This window comes from Pseudoflavonifractor sp. HCP28S3_F10 (genome assembly GCF_052065415.1).
Lineage (GTDB): Bacteria > Bacillota > Clostridia > Oscillospirales > Oscillospiraceae > Pseudoflavonifractor_A.
The window spans coordinates 1-1,437 of sequence record NZ_JBQHUB010000065.1 but is presented as its reverse complement, the minus strand read 5'-3'; the positions used below and the strand labels follow the sequence as shown (position 1 = coordinate 1,437).

Below are 1,437 nucleotides of genomic sequence, written 5' to 3'. Positions count from 1 at the left end.
GATTTTTTCAATCAGCGTATTCAGAAGTTCAGCCGTCAATTCTGTGGGATTGACATACTGTTTCATCAGACCTATCCACTTTTCAGCGTCAACCGCTGTCTGGGCGGCGGTCTCCATCGCTTCGTGAAGCCGTTCAATTTTTACGTCCAATTCTCGCTGTTCGCCCTGATACTTTTCGGACAGCATATTGAAATTGTATTCTGTAATGCGTCCGGCAGACCAGTCCTCATACATTTTTGCAAACAGGGTGTCTACTTCTGCTTTGCGCTTTTCCGCCTTTTTCAGTTCGGCTGTCTGCCGCTTCCTTGCAGTATTGCGTTCCTTGTCGCTGGCGTTAAGTAGCCGTTTCAGAAGTTTGTCCCCATCCTGCTGTGCCAGCACAGACCAGTATTGCAGACGGGAAAGGACATAGGCGTAAAGCACATCATAGCGGATATAGTGCATGGAACACTGGTGCAATCCTTGCCCGTACTTGCTACAATGGTAGTGGGCATAGGGATTTTTGTTCTGGCTGTTCATACCATAGGCCAGCGACCAGCCGCAGTCCGCACATTTTACCAGCCCGGAAAATATCTGTGTTGTGCCGTTCTTCTGCCGTCTGCGCCTGTTGCAAATCTGCTCCTGTACTTGACGGAACACATCTTCGGAAATAATCGCTTCGTGGGTGTTCTCCACACGATACCATTCCTCTTTTGGCTTGCGTACTTTCTTCTTGTTTTTGAATGAAATGTTGGTCTGCTTATTGTGGACGCTGTGTCCGATATAGGTTTCCTCTTTCAGAATACTTTTCACCTGCGCTATCGTCCACGCATAGGCTTTTTCCTCCGGCGCTCCGGCATAGATATTTGCGAAAGTGCCGTATCTCTGGAAATTCAGCCAGCCGGGAGTAGGTACTTTTTCTTCGACCAAAATCCGTGTAATGCTGGCGGCTCCCCGGCCATGAACGGCAAGGTCAAAAATCTTTTCGATAATCCACCTTGTTTCCGGGTCAATCAGAAGATGGCCTTTCTTATCTGGGTCTTTGACATAGCCAAGCGGAGCATAGGCTCCATAGTGTGCGCCATTTGCGAACCGTGTCCGCATGGCCGCCTTTACCTTTTTGCTGGTCTGGCGGGCGTGCATTTCATTCAGAATGTTGAGGAATGGGGCAAGCTCATTCTCTCCGTTGATGGTGTCCACATTGTCATTGACAGCGATATAGCGGACGCCTTTGCTGGGAAAGTAGATTTCCGTGTACTGGCCGGTCAGAATGTAGTTTCTGCCTAAGCGGGATAAATCCTTCGTAACAACGCAGTTGATTTTCCCGTCCTCAATGTCATCAATCATTCTCTGAAAATCCGGCCTGTCAAAGTTCGTTCCAGACCATCCATCGTCGATATATTCATCTATGACATTCAGGCCATGCTCGGCGGCATATTGCCGGAGCATCATGCGTTG

1 protein-coding gene is annotated in these 1,437 nt (G+C 48.8%); it reads right to left on the bottom strand.

Annotated elements, in window-relative coordinates:
• Positions 1 to 1,437: recombinase family protein (locus tag ACTNBZ_RS14295; RefSeq protein ID WP_441210943.1), on the bottom strand; the 1,437-nt coding region annotated here is incomplete at both ends.